Annotated in this window: 11 protein-coding genes; 5 read left to right on the top strand and 6 right to left on the bottom strand. The window is 61.5% G+C overall.

All coding sequences use genetic code 11. The annotated features are described in order from the left end of the window. Positions 1 to 13 precede the first annotated feature (13 nt). The 6 genes from V7756_RS10040 to mreB all read right to left on the bottom strand — a co-directional run bounded on the left by V7756_RS10040 (position 14) and on the right by mreB (position 8,647). Positions 14 to 3,886, bottom strand: coding sequence for a YhdP family protein (locus tag V7756_RS10040; protein ID WP_335610022.1), 3,873 nt, complete (start codon positions 3,884 to 3,886; stop codon positions 14 to 16). Between the two features lie 16 nt (positions 3,887 to 3,902). Further along, a complete protein-coding gene (gene rng, locus V7756_RS10035; RefSeq protein WP_335610021.1) occupies positions 3,903 to 5,360 on the bottom strand; it encodes a ribonuclease G in 1,458 nt (485 codons plus the stop codon). Between the two features lie 62 nt (positions 5,361 to 5,422). Continuing rightward, positions 5,423 to 6,013, bottom strand: coding sequence for a Maf family protein (locus tag V7756_RS10030; RefSeq protein WP_335610020.1), 591 nt, complete (start codon positions 6,011 to 6,013; stop codon positions 5,423 to 5,425). Then, the gene (mreD, locus tag V7756_RS10025; RefSeq protein ID WP_335610019.1) at positions 6,003 to 6,476 is read right to left on the bottom strand and encodes a rod shape-determining protein MreD; all 474 of its coding nucleotides are present in this window, start codon (positions 6,474 to 6,476) and stop codon (positions 6,003 to 6,005) included. The genes V7756_RS10030 and mreD overlap by 11 nt, the downstream gene beginning before the upstream one ends. Further along, positions 6,466 to 7,497, bottom strand: a complete 1,032-nt coding sequence (gene mreC, locus V7756_RS10020) for a rod shape-determining protein MreC (RefSeq protein ID WP_335610110.1) — start codon at positions 7,495 to 7,497, stop codon at positions 6,466 to 6,468. Before mreC ends, mreD begins: the two co-directional genes overlap by 11 nt. A gap of 109 nt (positions 7,498 to 7,606) precedes the next feature. Next, complete coding sequence (gene mreB / locus V7756_RS10015; RefSeq protein WP_335610018.1) at positions 7,607 to 8,647, bottom strand: rod shape-determining protein MreB; 1,041 nt, start codon at positions 8,645 to 8,647, stop codon at positions 7,607 to 7,609. A gap of 307 nt (positions 8,648 to 8,954) precedes the next feature. On the opposite strand from mreB, the gene gatC reads away from it, so the two are divergent. The 5 genes from gatC (at position 8,955) to V7756_RS09990 (ending at position 14,993) form a co-directional block, all read left to right on the top strand. Next, positions 8,955 to 9,242, top strand: a complete 288-nt coding sequence (gatC, locus tag V7756_RS10010; RefSeq protein WP_335610017.1) for an Asp-tRNA(Asn)/Glu-tRNA(Gln) amidotransferase subunit GatC — start codon at positions 8,955 to 8,957, stop codon at positions 9,240 to 9,242. Between the two features lie 29 nt (positions 9,243 to 9,271). Continuing rightward, on the top strand, positions 9,272 to 10,723 hold the full coding sequence (gatA, locus tag V7756_RS10005) for an Asp-tRNA(Asn)/Glu-tRNA(Gln) amidotransferase subunit GatA (protein ID WP_335610016.1): 1,452 nt from the start codon (positions 9,272 to 9,274) through the stop codon (positions 10,721 to 10,723). A 14-nt stretch (positions 10,724 to 10,737) separates the two neighbouring features. Continuing rightward, positions 10,738 to 12,186, top strand: a complete 1,449-nt coding sequence (gene gatB, locus V7756_RS10000; protein ID WP_335610015.1) for an Asp-tRNA(Asn)/Glu-tRNA(Gln) amidotransferase subunit GatB — start codon at positions 10,738 to 10,740, stop codon at positions 12,184 to 12,186. 59 nt (positions 12,187 to 12,245) lie between these two features. After that, positions 12,246 to 12,659: a septal ring lytic transglycosylase RlpA family protein gene (locus tag V7756_RS09995; RefSeq protein ID WP_335610014.1), complete on the top strand. Its 414-nt coding sequence runs from the start codon at positions 12,246 to 12,248 to the stop codon at positions 12,657 to 12,659. Positions 12,660 to 12,935: 276 nt separating this feature from the next. Beyond that, positions 12,936 to 14,993, top strand: coding sequence for a BCCT family transporter (locus tag V7756_RS09990; protein WP_335610013.1), 2,058 nt, complete (start codon positions 12,936 to 12,938; stop codon positions 14,991 to 14,993). The last annotated feature ends 33 nt before the right edge of the window (positions 14,994 to 15,026 follow it).

The following is a 15,026-nucleotide window of genomic DNA, read 5'->3' as shown; positions in this document are numbered from 1 at the left end:
GAAAGCGGTTGACTCAGTCTGCTTCGAGCGCGGCCTTGTCGTCAAAAGCGCGGTCAAACTCGACGTCGGGCTGCATCCAGTCGCCGCTGACCTTGTACTTGACCGAAGCAAAACGCGCGACCTTGTCGCCGAGTATCTTGTCGGCCAGAAAAAGGACGCCGCCAATCTGCGGCGCGCCGGCGATCAGCGCCGCAAGCGGCAGATTGTTGGTTACCGGCAGAGTGACCAGCACACCGAGATCAACCTGATCGTTGCGCAAGTCCAGGTTGCCCTCGAACTGCATTTTCACGCCGGGCCCCTCCAGCACCACAGGCTTCTCACTATGCAGCACGCCATTGTCGGCATACAACTGTCCGTCAAGCGTATCGTAGGCGGTGCCTTTGCTGAACAGGTCGGAGAAATCCAGACGCAGGCGGCGCGTCAATGAATTGAAGTTGAGCAGGCCGAATACCCGCAGCGCCTGCGTACCATTTTCACCACTCTGCAACATACCGTCACGCGCCGCAACCTCAAGACTGCCGGAGGAACGGCGTAGGCTGAACATGGCCGGAGAACCTGGCCAGTTCAATTGTGCGCGGGTTACGAATTGCTCGCTGGTAATGGTGGGAGCGTATTTCCAGGCTGTCAGCACCTGGCCGATATCTTCGGCCGAAACGCTCCCCTCGAAGACGCTGTGGGCCGGCGCCTCGCGCCAGTCCATGCGCCCCTCGACCTTGAGTCCGCGCAGATCGAGCGACAGTTCGGGTATCTGTGCGCCAGTACTGTCCGGACGCAGGGTAAACGCGACCTGACCTACCGGATCGCCACCCCAGGACAACTGAGCAATCTGCACATTCAAGGGAGGAAGCCTGGAGGGTTTGATCTTTTCCAGTGGGTCCGATGGCTCGCTGTCCGGCGCCGGCCCCTCTGGCCGCATGGCAGGCAGCAATTCTGCCGCCTGCTGATCGGTGGCGCCCAGCGCCAGATGCTGCAAATTTATATCGATCGGCAGGTTGGGGCTATCCGGCAGATAAATATCACCGGCCACCTCGGCCTGGGCGACCGCTACCTGCCATCCCTTCGCCTGGCGCTGCGCCTCCACCTGCAGTGCCGGCAGGGTCAACCCCAACCCGGTAAACTCACCGACCGTTACGTCGGCCCGCCGCAGCATGGCCACAGCGCCCCGACTTCCACTTTCGCCAGTACTACCGGGCAGTTGCTGCAGCCAATTCTGCCACTGCTCCCAATCCAGCTGCGGCAACTGCGCCACTACAGCCAGCCCTTGAGCCTGCGGCGCGCTGGCCGGGCCCGCAGAATAACGCAGTTCGCCGGAAAGCTCTTCGTCACGGCGCAACAACCGCGCATCCAGACCACTGGCCGTGGCCACATGCCAGTGTTGCGTGCCCTCGCTCAATCGCAACTCTACCTCGGTAGGGAGAACGCTCTGAGCCTGTTTGCCAAAGGGCTGCGGCAGGGTTAGCGCCAGGCCCTGCAGGTCACTGTTGATCTGCACGCGTTGCTGCTGCGCGGCAATTTCGATCTCGGCTTGCCAGGCAAACTTGCCAGCGGCCAAACCGGCCGGCACGCCGCTGGCCAAAGCCCAGCCGCGCAGTTGTTCTACACTGTGGCTGCCCGACAGGCTCACGCGCTGGGTTCCTTCATGCTGATGCAGCCTGGCCTTGACAGGGGCGCCCAGGAAGGTGGCGCTCAGATCATCCGAGTTCAGGCCCTGCTCACGACTGTAGGTAAAGTTACCCGCTAGCTTGCGCAGCGGCGCCTGCAACTGCGGGATCATCAGGTTATCGGCTTCGAGTTGCCAACTCACATCGGCTTGCGTCTGCGCCTGGGCACCTGACTGCAACGGAATATGCAACGCCAGCTCGCCCTTTACCTGGCCGCCGCCCACCGACCAACCCGATAGCGGGTCCTTGCTCAGTTCACGCAGCGGTGTTTCCTGCATGAGTTTCAACGCATCGCCTGCCGGCCCGGCAAAGTCGGCTGCAACCTGCAGCAGCAGCGGACCACTGCGATTAAGCAACTGCGCATTGAGCTGGATCTGTTCGGCATCGGTCTGCCACAGTCTGGCGTGCTCGCCGCGAATATCCAGCCTGCCCTGCTGCAGTCGCAAATCGGCATTCACCTCGGTCAGCAGCGGCCAGCCGCGCTGGAACAGCAGCTCACCCTCTCGCAGTTCAGCGTAAAGCCCAATCTGGCGCTCTTCCTCGGTGGCCCCCTTCAACAGCGAACCGCTGTAACTGAAAATCGCCAGCGGCACTTTACCCTGTATGCCGCTGGCCGCCAGCCAGTTGGCCAACTGCGGGCTGAATGCTGGCGCGCGCAGCGGCAGGTAGCGGCGATGCACCTGCGCCTGGGTGTCACGCAGTGCCACCCGCAGGTCCATGGTCGGCGTCTGGCCGGCAGGCGGCAGATGCAGCTGCACCAGGGCCGTACCCTCGCCCTGCTCGGTACCCACGCTCATGCCATCGCTGTGCAGCTGCAAGCCGTCGTCTCTGGACCAGGACCAGTTCAGCGCGCCCAGCGCACTCTGATACTGCCACACCTCCGGAAACAGATTGGGCAGTTGCATGCTCCACAGCTGGTTGTCGACGCGCAACTCACCGCCATGTGGCGAACCCGAGATGCTGCCGCTGATCCCTTGCAGCAGCGGCGCGTTCTGATACGCCTGGAAGCCCACTTTTTCGAGGTTGGCGCTGAACTGCAGCGCATCGACGTCGGTGGGCGAGCCGTGCCCCGACAAATGCAGATTGCGCACCCTGCCCTGGGGCGCCAAGGCTGTGACCAGCTCGGCCATTGGCGGGTGATCGACAAAGCGCGGCAGCCAGTCACGCAGGCGGTCCAGCGAAATGGTGTCAACCGCAAGCGACCAATCACCCTCCGGCGCTGCGCGTTCGGCTTGAATGCGCGTCATCGGCCAAACCTGCTCATCAATACGCAGGCTCAGGTCCTGTACCAGCAAGCGCTCGCTGGTTTCGCTGTAGCGGTAGGCAAAACGACTGTGGATATCCTGCAAGGCAGGCGTCTCAGGACGCTCGAAGCTGATCTGAGGTGCCACCAGGGTGCCCTGCAAGCGCTGCAAGCGCTGATCTTGCCAGCTGCCCCAGAAGCGCCCGCCCGCGATCAGTTGCTTGAGCTGGCTACGTTGCAACCACCCTTGCGGCAGCCAACGACTCCAGTCGCTGGCCGGCAATTCCAGAAAAAAGCCCAGCGACAGATCGGCCAGATTGTCGTTGTCCAGCAGGCCACTCACCTGCCAGCGCACCAGCTCGCCGTCAGGCAGACGCAAACGGCCGTCCAGCCGCTGCCAGCCGGCGCCATTGATCAGGGTCAGCTCGCCGCGCTGGAACTGCCAGCGCGGCGCGTCATAAGGGCTAACGGTGATTTCGGTGTCCAGCAGGGTAATGCGCCGTTGCTCACGGAGCATTTTTACCGCCTGCTCCAGCCCACCGAGCGACTGTGCCTGCTGGCCCAGACCGCGCAGATGCCACTGACCCTCGGCGTCCTCGCTGATCGACAGCGCCAGGCCTTCGACCTGCAACGCATCCATCACCAGTCGCTGCTTCCACAGGCTGCGCCACAGATCCAGCCGCGCGGTCACGTTATCCAGCGCAAAGAGGGTAGGACTGGCAGGGTCGGTATCGGCGTGTACCTGCAGCCCGCGCAGGCGGAAAACCGGCTGTGCACCCTGCATCTGGGCACTGAGGCTCTGCAGACGAATATGTCGCCCGCTGATCGACTCGGCCTTACGCAGCAGCTCCGTCTTGTAATTGGCTATCGCCGGCACAAACTGGCGGCCCAGGCTCACGTAAGCGGCCGCCAGCAACAGCCAGGCGACCAGCAGAAGAATCAGGCCGTTGAGACCCCGTTTAAGCCAGGATTGCCATTGCACGCGCGCTATACACCCGTCACATGAGCACCACGTCGTACTGCTCCTGGGTGTACATGGTTTCTACCTGGAACTTGATCGGACGTTCGATGAAGAGCTCCAGATCGGCCACGTTGCCGGACTCCTCATCCAGCAGGCGATCAATCACCGACTGCGACCCCAGTACCATATAGGCACCGGCCTGGTAGGCCCGGGCTTCGCGCAGAATCTCGCGGAAGATTTCATAGCAGATGGTTTCCGGGGTCTTCTGAATGCCCCGACCCTGGCAGCATGGGCAAGGCTCACAAAGCACCTGTTCAAGGCTCTCCCGCGTGCGCTTGCGGGTCATCTGGATCAACCCCAATTCGGTGATACCGATGATATTGGTCTTGGCATGATCGCGCTCCAACTGCTTCTCCAGCGTGCGCTGGACCTGGCGCTGATGCTCCTCGTCTTCCATGTCGATGAAATCGATGATGATGATGCCGCCGAGATTGCGCAGGCGCAGTTGCCGGGCGATGGCCGTTGCCGCTTCCAGGTTGGTCTTGAAGATGGTCTCTTCCAGATTGCGATGCCCGACAAAGGCGCCGGTGTTGACGTCTATGGTGGTCATCGCCTCGGTCTGATCTATCACCAGATGGCCGCCGGACTTGAGCATGACCCGGCGCTCCATGGCCTTCTGGATCTCGTCCTCCACGCTGTAGAGGTCAAAGATCGGTCGTTCGCCCGGATAATGCTCCAGCAACTCTTCAACGCCGGGCATCAGCTCCTGTACAAACTGCTCCACCTTCTGGAAGGTTTCGCGCGAATCGATTCGCACCTTTTCCAGACGCGGATTGGCCAGATCGCGCAGCGTGCGTAGCGCCAGCGGCAGGTCTTCGTAGATCACCGAAGGCGCCGGTGCTGCGCCCATCTGTTGGGTAATCTGCTGCCACAAGCGGCGTACATAGCGGATATCAACCAGAATATCCTCCGCCCGCGCGCTCTCGGCGGCGGTCCTCAGAATAAAGCCACCAGCTTCATCAATGCCTTCCTGTTCCACGCAGTCGGCGACGATCTGCTTGAGCCGCTCGCGCTCGGTTTCATCCTCGATCTTCAACGAGATACCCACATGCTGAGTACGCGGCATATACACCAGATAACGCGAGGGGATCGACAGATGGGTGGTCAAACGCGCGCCCTTGGTGCCAATGGGGTCCTTGGTGACCTGTACCACCAACGCCTTGCCCTCATGCACCAGTGCGCTGATCGGCTCGACCGCAGCGCCTTCGCGCTCGGAAATCTCCGAAGCGTGAATAAAGGCAGCGCGCTCCAGGCCAATATCAACAAAGGCCGCCTGCATGCCGGGCAGCACTCGCACCACCTTGCCCTTGTAGATATTGCCGACGATACCGCGGCGCAAGGTGCGTTCGATATGCACCTCCTGCAGCACCCCGTTTTCAACCAGCGCTACGCGGGTTTCCATCGGGGTGATATTGATCAGGATTTCTTCGCTCATGGGCTCTTCCGTTCAAGTCTTGACACCAGAATACCGGTGTTGTCGATCCCATGACAGCCGCGTTAGCAGGGTTGCCAGCAGGAAATGCCAAATCCATCGAGTAATGCTGCCGTTTCCAGCAGGGGCAACCCCACCACGGCGCTATAGCTGCCGCTGATATGATCCACAAAGACCGCGCCCAGGCCCTGAATCGCGTAGCCGCCGGCCTTGTCTAGCGGTTCGCCACTGGCCCAGTAAGCCTCCATCTCGCCGGCGCTCAGCGCGCGAAAGCGCACCTGAGTACTGACCAGCCGCAGCTCCAGGCGCGCATCGCAGGCAACCGCCACAGCGGTCATCACCTGATGTTCACGACCCGACAGCGCTCCAAGCATTTGCAGCGCATGGGCTCGATCACGCGGCTTGCCGAGAATTTCCGCCCCCAGCACTACCGCGGTATCTGCCGCCAGCACCACGGCGCCACCTGGCGCGGCGGCAACCCCGGCCAGTACCTTGTCGCGGGTTACCCGCTGCACATAAGCGGCCGGCCCTTCGCCTGCGCGTACCTGCTCTTGCACCTCGCAGTAGACCCGCCGAGTCGGCACGCCGATCTGCGCCAGCAGTTCGCGCCGACGCGGCGAGGCCGAAGCCAGCCACAAACGCGGCTCAGATGACACGGAAGCGCCGCTTCACGCCCTGCAGCAGGGTATACACCCAGGGCCACAGGAAGGCGCTGACCAGCGCCGGCAGCAGGAACAGCAGGGTTGGCGGCCGATTACCGCTGAGACTGTTGAGCCACAGCAACACCATTTGCGCGATACCGAAAACGGGCAGCATGACCAGACTCTGCTGCCACAGGGGGAAGCGGCGAATACGCTGGTGCAGCAGCAAGAGCTGCCAGACCACCAGCGTCATTACCAGCGCGTGCAGGCCAAAAAGCTGGCCCGCCAGCACATCGGTGGCCAACCCCGCCAGCCAGGCAGTGAGCAGCCCCACGCGATGCGGCAGCACCATGACCCAGAACGCCAGTACCAGGGCTACCCACATGGGCCGGCCGAGGTTGAAAGGCTCTGGCATGGGCATCACGCTGAGCAGCAACGCGACCACGAGGGTAACTATTATCACCAGGCTATTGCGCATCCGCGTTGCCCTCCTCGCCAGTTGCGGGGCGGCCTGCTGCCGCCGGCACTGCTTCGGATTGTAGCGCCGTATCGGCCGCGGCTTGCGGCTGCGCAGTGGCTGCAGCTCCAACCTCACCCGGCTCGGCGTCGCTCTCTGCGTCAGTCGCCGGCGGCTCACTCGGGGGTGACTTATCCGGGGTCAGATCCAGCGCCGGCAGTACGTCGCCATAGCCACTTTCCGGACTGAACACCAGCAGCAGATAACGGCTGCGATTGAGCTGGGCCGAGGGCGTTACCCGCACCTCGGCAAAGGACTGGCTCGGATGGCGCACCACCGTCTGCACGCGACCCACCGGATAACCGGCCGGAAACCGCTGGCCCAGCCCGGAACTCACCACAATATCGCCCTCGCGAATATCGGCGGTATCGCCAACATAGCGCAGCTCCAGCCACTCGTTGCGCCCGGTGCCACTGGCGATGGCACGCAACCCGTTGCGATTCACCTGCACCGGCAGACTATGGGAAGCGTCGGTAATCATCAGCACGCGGGCCGAATAAGGCAGCACTTCCACTACCTGCCCCATCAGCCCGGTAGCGTCCAGTACCGGCTGACCGAGAAAGACACCGTCGTTCTCGCCCTTGTCGATCAGGATGCGCTGGGTAAAGGGGTTGGGGTCAACACCAATCAGCTCGGCAACCAGCACCCGCTCATCCACCAGCGAGGAGGAATTAAGCAGCTCGCGCAGACGCACGTTCTGCTCGGTCAGGGTCGCCAGCTTCTGCAGCTTGCGCTGGGTCAGCAGGGCTTCGGCGCGCAGGCGTTCGTTATCGGCAATAAGCTGAGCGCGACTGGAGGTCAGTTCGGTGACGGTATTCCAGCCTCGCACCGGCAGCTCGGCCACGTAATAAAGGGGAGATACAAAAAGCCCCAGCTGGGAGCGTACCGGCTGGAGCGCATCAAAGCGGGCGTCCACCACCATCAGGGCGATGGACAGCACCGTCAATACGATCAGACGTACGCCCAGCGAGGGGCCCTTGATAAATAGCGGTTTGATGGCAAGCTCCTCGCAGCCACAAGCTTGATGCGGTCAGCGGCAAGCCGGACAGAGCCGGAAATCCGGCGCGAAGAGCCCGCCTGCCGCCGGCGAGTTATTCGGTCGACAGCAGGTCCATGGTGTGCTGGTCCATCATTTCCAGCGCCTTGCCACCACCCCGGGCCACACAGGTCAGCGGCTCTTCAGCCACAATCACCGGCAGGCCGGTCTCCTGCGCCAGCAGCTTGTCCAGATCACGCAGCAGCGCGCCACCGCCGGTCAGAATCAGGCCACGTTCGGCAATATCCGAAGCCAGTTCTGGCGGTGACTGCTCAAGCGCGCTCTTGACCGCCTGAACTATGGTCGCCAGGGACTCCTGCAGGGCTTCGAGCACCTCGTTGGAGTTCAGCGTAAAGGCGCGCGGTACGCCTTCAGCCAGGTTGCGACCGCGCACATCCACTTCCAGAATCTCGCCACCGGGAAAGGCCACGCCGATTTCCTGCTTGATGCGCTCAGCGGTGGACTCGCCGATCAGGCTGCCATAGTTGCGACGCACATAAGTGACAATCGCCTCATCAAAACGGTCACCACCTACCCGCACGGACTCGGCGTAGACCACACCATTGAGGGAGATCAACGCGATTTCGGTAGTACCACCGCCGATGTCCACAACCATGGAGCCGCGCGCCTCCTCGACCGGCAGGCCGGCGCCGATGGCGGCTGCCATGGGCTCTTCAATCAGATACACCTCACGCGCACCGGCGCCCAGCGCCGATTCACGAATGGCCCGACGCTCAACCTGGGTTGATTTGCAGGGTACGCAGATCAGCACTCGCGGGCTGGGCTGAATGAAGCTGTTTTCATGCACCTTGTTGATAAAGTACTGCAGCATTTTCTCGCACACGCTGAAATCGGCGATAACGCCATCCTTCATCGGGCGGATCGCCTGGATGTTGCCGGGCGTGCGGCCGAGCATGCGTTTGGCGTCGGTGCCGACGGCCACGACGCTTTTCTGGTTACCAGCAGTGGTGCGGATAGCCACAACAGAGGGTTCGTCCAGTACAATACCGCGATCCCGGACGTAGATAAGCGTGTTGGCAGTGCCCAGGTCGATGGACAAATCACTGGAAAACATGCCACGGATTTTTTTGAACATGCGTTGAATATACCCCGAGGACGCGTGGGTTAATGTATGGGAAACACTGATAAGTCACCTGCCCGCAGTACCGCCGAACAGGAATGGCGGCAAAAGGCCTTGATGAGTGGCCCAGCAAACCGGGTCAAACAGGGAACTGATCGGTGCATCTAAAAGTGTCGCAACTCTAACAACGGCGGGGTTTTTGGGCAAGGCACGACTGTGGTAAATTCGCGCCTTTGTCCGGAATTCCGACTGGGAACCGCCAGATGGTCGCGGCGCCCGGTCCAATCCCCGGTTCAATACCGGCTTAATGGAGCTCTACTCAATGTCTTTCGACCGCACAGATGTGGAAAAGATCGCTCATCTGGCACGTATCGCCCTGACTGATGACGAATTACCCGCTACCACGGCCAAGTTGTCCGGCATTCTCGGCCTGATCGACAAGATGCAGGCTGTCGACACCAGCGGCGTTGCCCCCTTGGCTCATCCGCTGGAGACAACCCAGCGCCTGCGTCCCGACACGGTAACCGAAAGCAATCAGCGCGATGCCTACCAGGCCATAGCCCCGGCCACCGAGTCCGGCCTGTACCTGGTCCCCAAGGTCATTGAATAATTCGCCGCGCCACGACAAGAGATTACCCCATGCATGAGAAAACCCTGGCCGAACTGTCCCAGGCCCTGCAGAGCAAGACCCTGTCCAGCGTCGAGCTGACCCAGCACTACCTTCAGCGGATCGACCAGTTTGATCGCGAACTGAACAGCTATATCACGGTTTCACCCGATTTGGCACTGGCCCAGGCGAAAGCGGCCGATGCGCGCATTGCGACGGGTGACGCCGGTGCACTGACCGGCATCCCTTTGGCGCACAAGGACCTGTTCTGCACCCAGGGGCTGCGCACCAGTTGCGGCTCGAAAATGCTCGACAATTTCGTCTCGCCGTACGAATCCGAGGTCACCCAACGCTTCATTGATGCTGGCGCCGTTACCCTGGGCAAGACCAATCTGGACGAGTTCGCCATGGGCTCCTCCACCGAATCCAGCTTTTACGGTCCGACCCGCAACCCCTGGGATAGCGAACGCGTCCCCGGCGGCTCCTCCGGCGGCTCGGCTGCTGCGGTGGCAGCGCGCTTGTGTGCTGGCGCCACCGGCACCGACACCGGCGGCTCGATTCGCCAACCCGCCGGCTTTACCGCCCTGACCGGCCTCAAGCCGACCTACGGCCGCGTCTCGCGCTGGGGCATGATCGCCTACGCTTCCAGTCTGGACCAGGGTGGCCCGATGGCGCGCACCGCCGAGGACTGCGCGCTGATGCTGCAGGTCATGGCCGGCTTTGATGCCAAGGACTCCACCAGCGTCGAGCAACCGGTAGACAACTACAGCGCCAGCCTGAACGACTCGCTCAAGGGCCTGCGCATCGGTCTGCCGAAGGAGTATTTCGCCGGCGGTCTGGATGCGGCTACGGCCGATGCCATTGACGCCGCGGTCAAGCAGTTCCAGGCGCTGGGCGCCGAAGTGAAAGAAATCAGCCTGCCGAATGCCGAACTGGCAATTCCGGCCTACTACGTCATTGCCCCGGCGGAGGCCTCCTCCAACCTGTCGCGCTTTGACGGCGTACGTTTTGGCTATCGCTGCGACAACCCGGCCGATCTGACCGATCTGTACAAGCGCTCCCGAGGCGAAGGTTTTGGCGCCGAGGTCAAGCGCCGCATCATGGTTGGCGCCTACGCACTTTCGGCTGGTTACTACGATGCCTACTACCTGCAGGCGCAGAAGATTCGCCGCCTGATCAAGAATGACTTTATCGCTGCTTACGAGCAGGTTGACGTGATTCTCTGCCCGACCTCGCCCACCCCGGCGTTCAAGATCGGGGAGAAGATCGACGATCCGGTCAGCCTCTATCTGACCGACATCTACACCATTACCGCCAACCTCGCAGGGGTCCCGGGCATCGCCCTGCCCGCCGGGTTTGCCAATGGTCTGCCGCTGGGCATGCAACTGCTGGGGCCTTACTTCAGCGAAGCCCGCCTGCTCAACATCGCGCATCAGTATCAGCAGGTCACTGATTGGCACCAGCGCGCTCCGGCCGGCTACTGAGAGGATTGACAGCTATGCAATGGGAAATCGTCATCGGGCTGGAAATTCACGCCCAGCTCACCACCGCGTCGAAGATCTTCTCCGGCAGCGCCACCACCTTCGGCGCCGAGCCCAACACCCAGGCCAGCCTGATCGATCTGGGCATGCCCGGCACGCTGCCGGTGCTCAATGCCGGGGCGGTGCGCAAGGCGGTCAAGTTCGGGCTGGCGATTGATGCCGAGATCGGCATGACCAACGTCTTTGCGCGCAAGAACTACTTCTACCCGGACCTGCCCAAGGGCTACCAGACCAGCCAGATGGATCATCCTATCGTCGGCAAGGGCTACCTCGATATCACCCTGGAAGACGGCAGCGTAAAACGGGTGGGCGTGACCCGCGCGCATCTGGAAGAAGACGCCGGCAAGAGCCTGCACGAAGACTTCCAGGGCATGAGCGGCATCGACCTGAACCGCGCCGGCACCCCCTTGCTGGAAATCGTTTCCGAGCCCGACATGCGTAGCGCCAAGGAGGCCGTGGCCTACGCCAAGACCATACATTCACTGGTGCGCTATCTGGGTATCTGTGATGGCAACATGGCCGAAGGCTCGCTGCGCTGCGACTGCAACGTCTCGATTCGCCCCAAGGGCCAGGCCGAGTTCGGCACGCGCTGCGAGATCAAGAACGTCAACTCCTTCCGCTTTATCGAGAAGGCGATCAACACCGAGGTGCAGCGCCAGATCGAACTGATCGAGGACGGCGGCAAGGTCATCCAGGAAACTCGCCTGTACGATCCCAACCGCGACGAAACCCGCTCCATGCGCAGCAAGGAAGAAGCCAACGACTACCGTTACTTCCCCTGCCCCGACCTGCTGCCAGTGGTGCTCGAGCCCGCCTTTATCGAAGAGGTCCGTGGCGAGCTGCCCGAACTGCCGCAGCAGAAGCGTGAGCGCTTCGAACGCGATTTCGGTCTGTCGACCTATGACGCCAGCGTACTCTCTGCACAGCGCGAACTGGCCGACTACTTTGAAGAGGTACAACGCGTGTGCGGCGATGCCAAGCTGGCCGCCAACTGGGTGATGGGCGAGCTGTCCAGCCTGCTCAACAAGGCCGACCTGGACATCGAGCAGTCGCCGGTAAGCGCGGCGCAACTGGGCGGTATGATCCAGCGCATCCAGGACAACACCATTTCCGGCAAGATCGCCAAGATGGTATTTGAAGCCCTGGCCAACGGCGAAGGCGACAGCGCCGATGCAGTGATCGAAAGCAAAGGTCTCAAACAGGTGACCGACAGCGGCGCCATCGAGGCTATGCTGGATGAAGTCCTGGCGGCCAATGCCGAGCAGGTTGAGCAGTACCGTGCAGCCGAGGAAGCCAAGCGCGGCAAGATGTTCGGTTTCTTCGTCGGTCAGGCGATGAAGGCGTCCAAGGGCAAGGCCAATCCGCAGCAGGTCAATGAACTGCTGCGCAAAAAGCTCGAGAGCTGAACCTACCCGGGGCAAGGCGGTCTGATCCGCTTCTGCCCCGCTTACCCGAGGAACCAGCCATGCGCAAAGCCGCGCTCTGGATTGCTAGCCTGCTGTTGCTCTCGCTGAGCGGCCCGGCCTTCGCCTATGCCGACCACCTGCAAAGCCAGGATGGCGAACAGTGGGCACAGGTCGGCAAGGCCTCCTACTACTCATCGCGACTACACGGCCGACGTACCGCCAGCGGCGAGCCCTACGATGAGACTGCCCTGACCGCCGCCCATCCCACGCTGCCCTTCGGCACGCTGGTCAAGGTCACCAATCTGTACAACGAGCGTAGTGTGGTGCTGCGCATCAACGATCGCGGCCCTTTTGTCGGCCACCGCATTATCGATGTTTCACAGGTTGCCGCAGAACAGCTCGGCATGATCCGCGCAGGCAGCGTGCGGGTGAGGGTTGAATATTTCGAAGAGCAGAGCGAAGCCGACAACTGACCCGCCCCAGGCTCAATCCTGGCGCAGCAACTTACTCACCGCGCCAATCCCCCTTATCTTGCAGCCTTGCCTGCATCCCATAACAGCAAACCCGCTCAGCGCGTTATCTGCTGAAGACGACAACCTCCCTCTCGCAATGACCGAGCAAAACCGGGCAAAGCGTTGTCTCAAGACTGGCGAAACCCCGCCTATCACTATACTGGACGTAACAACGGCACCAGCCGGCCCGATCGTCGCAGGCAACAGGCGAGCGGAACTCACAACAAGGAGCCATTCATGACAGAAGCCAAATCCGGCTGGAGATCGACCATTCTGGTCCCGGTCTTCGCACCGGCCGTCATAGTCACACTGCTATTGGTAGTCGGTACCATCAGCAACACCGAACTGGCCGGCGAGGTGTTTTCCACTACCCTCGCTTACATCACCACTACCTTCGGCTGGTTCTACATGCTGGCGGTCGCCAGCTTTTTACTGTTCATTGTGATAGTTGCCTGCAGCAGCTGGGGCAATATCAAGCTCGGGCCTGACCACTCGGCGCCGCAGTACAGTTTCCCGGCCTGGTTTGCCATGCTGTTCTCCGCCGGTTACGGCATCGCGCTGCTGTTTTTTGGCGTGGCCGAACCCGTCACCCATTTCGCCAGTCCGCCGGCGGGCACCGCCGAGACCCTGGACGCGGCCAAGCAGGCCATGCAGATTGCCTTCTTCCACTGGGGCTTCCACATCTGGGCCATCTACGGTCTGGTTGGCCTGGTACTGGCCTACTTTTCCTTTCGCCACGGCCTGCCGCTGTCGATGCGCTCGGCGCTGTACCCCCTGATTGGCGAGAAGATCCACGGCCCGATCGGCCATACCGTCGATGTGGTCGCCATTCTCGGCACCCTGTTCGGCATTGCCACTACTCTGGGTTTGTCAGTAGCGCAGATCAACGCCGGTTTGAACTACCTCTGGCCCAGCATCCCGGTGGGCAGCACTGTGCAGGTTATCGCCATTGCGGTGGTGACCAGCCTGGCGCTGATTTCGGTGGTCGCTGGTCTCGACAAGGGCGTGAAGAACCTGTCCATCCTGAACATGGTGCTGGCCGTCGCGCTGATGCTGTTCGTGTTTCTGGTCGGCCCATCCATCTTCATTCTCGAAGCCTTCCTGCAGAATACCGGCAGCTATCTGAACAATATTGTCGAGCGTACCTTCAACCTGCAGGCCTACACGCACAGCGATTGGATCGGTAACTGGACGTTGTTCATCTTTGGCTGGACCATTGCCTGGGCGCCCTTCGTTGGCCTGTTCATCGCCAAGATCAGCCGCGGCCGCACCATCCGCCAATTCGTTTTTGGCGTGATGCTGGTGCCCACCATGTTCACCTTTCTGTGGTTTTCGATCTTCGGTGATACCGCTTTGCATCTGATCATGAACGAGGGTTACACCTCGCTGATAACCGAGGTGCAGAACGACAAGGCCATCGCCCTGTTCAAACTCTTCGAACACCTGCCGCTGACCTCGATCGTCTCCTTCATCACGGTGATATTGATTGTCACTTTCTTCGTGACCTCATCGGACTCCGGCTCGCTGGTGATCGACTCGCTGGCGTCTGGCGGCCTGATGGCGACGCCCGCCTGGCAACGCGCCTTCTGGGCGATTCTTGAAGGCTTGGTGGCCGCGGTACTGTTACTGGCCGGTGGCCTCAGCGCGCTGCAGACCATGACCATAGTCACCGCGCTACCCTTTGCGATCATCATGATCATTGCCATGCTCGGGATGTGGCGCGCGCTGGTGATCGAGGGGCATCGCGATGTCAGTCTGCTGCATCACATGCAGGTCAGTCGCTATAGCGAAGACAGCCTCGCCGCCAACTGGAAGAAGCGCCTGGCTGGCATCGTCAACTTCCCTGATCGCGGTGACGTCGAAGGCTTCATTAACAACACCGTGCTGCCCGGCATGCAGCGTCTCAGCCGAAACCTGGTGGAACAAGGCTGGCCGGCAGAGGCAAAGCTGGATACCGAGCACGGTCGCGCGTATCTGGAGATCAGCAAGCCAGAGCAACTGGATTTCATCTACGAGGTACGTCTACGCGAGTACACCCGCCCATCCTTCGCCTACGCGGGGATGCAGCGCGACGACAAGGAAGACCAGCACTATTACCGCGCTGAGGTCTTCCTGCGCCGCGGCGGCCAGACCTACGATGTCTACGGCTACGACGAACAGGAAATCATCGGCGACATTCTCGATCACTTCGAGAAATACCTGCACTTCCTGCACATCTCACCAGGCGTGTTGCCATGGAACATGGCCGAGCACGACGAAATGCTGCACGGTGAGCCGCCAGCGTCTGCCACCTGAGTTTATTCAGGCACAAAAAAACCAGCTACCCGC

Source organism: Halopseudomonas sp., assembly GCF_036961105.1.
GTDB lineage: Bacteria > Pseudomonadota > Gammaproteobacteria > Pseudomonadales > Pseudomonadaceae > Halopseudomonas.
The sequence above is the reverse complement of the archived record's forward strand: the minus strand, read 5'-3'. Positions and strand labels throughout refer to the sequence as shown.